We start from the raw sequence: 2,094 nt of genomic DNA on the forward strand, positions 1-2,094 counted from the left end.
AACCGGGAAATTCCCGCGGAAAGCGCCAGAAATGGCGAAATTCCGAAGTTCCAAAAGCCACTCTTCGGAACGACGCCACCTTCCGCCCTGTCAGGTCTCGTTGTTCAGACCTTCCCTAAACCGTCACAGGCAAAAAAAAATACGTATGCTCAAACGCCGGATAACGCAACCAGCATCGACGCCAAGACACTTGGTTGCTATTCGGCAAGTCATTGCTAATGAATAGAAACACCCCTTCCCAGACATGTGAACTTAGTCAATAGTTGGCGCGACACCGCTCTTAGGCGGTCCAAATCAGTTAGGCCGCAGACATGCGTTATAGCAACGATGTTCCAGTCGAGCTAGGAGACATAGTGAGCGTCCCCATTCCTTCTGGCGAAGCTCGTGCTCGTGTAGTCATGCTAGGTGAAACGTATGAGTATCAGGGGCTCAGCGCAGAATTCTTGGATTGGGTCCAGGCAGCCAATGTCCTAGCTCCCGACTCAGTGATAGTAGAGTGGCTCGATGGCAATCCCTTCGCCCATAATGACCCTAATCTCGCTCCAGTTGGCGACTTTATGTTCACCACTGTTGATGAGTGGCTGCAGCTCGAAGCTCGGGCGGCGGCCTAACAATTCATCCAAGCCGACGCCACTTCGCGGTGCGACTTAACTCAGGTGTTAGGCGCCACAACAAACATGGGCGATCTTTGGGGTTCAATCGCAATAAGTGAGTGGCACGCCGTACCCTGTGTTGCCGGCCGTCCAGCTACGGGGGACGATGTCGCTGCTGGTTCCGCAGTCTACGTACCGGGTGGTTCCACCGCCGCCTCAGTGGCCCTTTCTTGCTATGCAATCCAGTCACTTGAGGATGGTCTCGAGCAACTTGTGGTTCTTATGCAGGCAGAGCTTGTGCGTCGCTGCATCATCTTGGGAGTTCACCTGCTATACGGCGGTAACAGCATTTGCATGGCTACCAAGAAATGGACTCAGGTTCACTTAAAAAGTCGCTCTGACCCCGTTTCTCCTCTCTCAGTTTCGGAGATCTGGGTCGAGGCCTAACAACTCATTCAAGCCAAAGCCGCTTCGCGGCTCGGCTTAATTCAGGCGTTAGACCTTATGGAAAGTCTTTGCAAATCTCTTATTGCTGCGTTCGTCTTTTTGGAGCTTTCCGGGGATGATGTCGTTGATCCGGACTCGGCGATGACAGCTGCAGAAGGGATGGCAGCAGAACTACAAGGCGCATCGTTAGAGGAGAGGACGACTTTTATTCGGGTATGCGAACAAGAGGCGGCCGCCGGCAAATTAGCCTCGCGCGACCAGCGCTATCACGCAGTTCGTTGCAGGGCTTCCCTACAGCATAGGCCTGATAGATGATGAGGCCTAACAAGTCGTTCAAGCCGAGGCCGCTTCGCTGCGCGGCTCAACTCAGGTGTCAGGCATGTCATGGAGCTCCAATGCGGCTGATATTTTGACAGTTGTACTTTTCGCCAGCTGCGCTACTGCTCGCGCCTCCTTGTCCGAGAAGTCACTTGTTGGCACCTGGGAGTGCGGCCCCACCATTATGCATGGGTCCTAATTTTGAATTGGTGGTTACTACACGCACTACAACAACGCTGATCACACTTATTCAAACCTCACCATGTCAGTTATCACCCCTCACGGTGGGGCGGCAGTGACAAACAAGGACATTGCCTATGGATCTTGGCATCTAGAAGCTAACGACTTTATTTATAAAGTCGAGCGGGTTCAGATTCTCTCCTCATCGGACCCGACGTTCAGTAATGAGCTCGGGCAGCAGATTCAGAAGGCTCAACTCAAAAAGAAATCCGTTTATAAATCCCACATACTGGACTTCGACGGCAACACTTCGCGCACCATGACAGTCGACCCAATGTACCAAGAGGCAGCAGTTGAGTCTTCCTGCACGCGGATAACAATTAAATTAAGTCGGCGTCGCTTCGTGGAGCGGATTAACTCAGACATTTGGGCTTAACGGAGAGAGCCCAGGGAAAACGGGGTCAGGCTCACTTACGCGGTTCCTCTACACCTAGGGAAGGTCTGATCAACTCACCGCAGATGCGCGACACTATCGCCTTATGTAGAGGATTCATAC

Annotated in this window: 3 protein-coding genes; all 3 read left to right on the forward strand. The window is 52.6% G+C overall.

Annotation, left to right across the window (positions count from 1 at the left end; genetic code table 11):
- Positions 1 to 219, forward strand: a 219-nt coding sequence (locus J7360_RS21045) for a hypothetical protein (protein ID WP_209034775.1), incomplete at its 5' end; no start/stop codon positions are given.
- Positions 220 to 353: 134 nt separating this feature from the next.
- Positions 354 to 611: a hypothetical protein gene (locus J7360_RS21050; RefSeq protein WP_209034777.1), complete on the forward strand. Its 258-nt coding sequence runs from the start codon at positions 354 to 356 to the stop codon at positions 609 to 611.
- Positions 612 to 1,620: 1,009 nt separating this feature from the next.
- Positions 1,621 to 1,974, forward strand: coding sequence for a hypothetical protein (locus tag J7360_RS21055; RefSeq protein ID WP_209034779.1), 354 nt, complete (start codon positions 1,621 to 1,623; stop codon positions 1,972 to 1,974).
- The last annotated feature ends 120 nt before the right edge of the window (positions 1,975 to 2,094 follow it).

Source organism: Xanthomonas sp. D-99 (assembly GCF_017746145.1).
Classification (GTDB): Bacteria; Pseudomonadota; Gammaproteobacteria; order Xanthomonadales; family Xanthomonadaceae; genus Xanthomonas; species Xanthomonas cissicola.

Excerpts from the sequence above, each read along its gene's own strand:
- J7360_RS21055 (WP_209034779.1), top strand. The coding sequence starts at position 1,621 with ATGTCAGTTATCACCCCTCACGGTGGGGCGGCAGTGACAAACAAGGAC.